We start from the raw sequence: 454 nt of genomic DNA on the forward strand, positions 1-454 counted from the left end.
ACTGCCTCGGCAAGTGGAGCATCACCATGAAGCTCAAAGGTGGCAAAGAACTGGCGCTGGATGACAAGGCACTGGATGCCATTACTTACGACAAAGGCGATTTTGTTGTCCACACCGAGGATGGCAAGAAGGAAAACCGCATCGCCTTTTACAGCATGAAAAAAGAAGTTCCCCGGCATATTTAATCGCCGCCAAGACAGCCCTACCAGCCAGGGCTTTATAAACAGGGAAGGATGGTATGCTGGTAATGCAAGGAGCAATTGCCAGTTTTTTATTGAGCAGGAGTGGAGCATGAATCTGATTGAACTGATTGCCGCAGGCGCAAACGACGAACTGGAAGACAGCGAACATCAGTCAGAGCTATTAACCGAAATTTATGAAAACGCCAGCGAGCAGGAGCAGCAGAAAATAGACGAGGTTCTGGTCTGTATTTGTGGGTGGCAATTCAGCAGCC

1 protein-coding gene is annotated in these 454 nt (G+C 48.9%); it reads left to right on the plus strand.

What is annotated here, in order from left to right; genetic code table 11:
• Positions 1–185 (plus strand): hypothetical protein (locus AK963_RS34475; protein ID WP_238593915.1); only part of this gene is annotated, 185 nt, incomplete at its 5' end.
• Between the last annotated feature and the right edge of the window lie 269 nt (positions 186–454).

This window comes from Endozoicomonas atrinae (assembly GCF_001647025.1).
Classification (GTDB): domain Bacteria; phylum Pseudomonadota; class Gammaproteobacteria; order Pseudomonadales; family Endozoicomonadaceae; genus Endozoicomonas; species Endozoicomonas atrinae.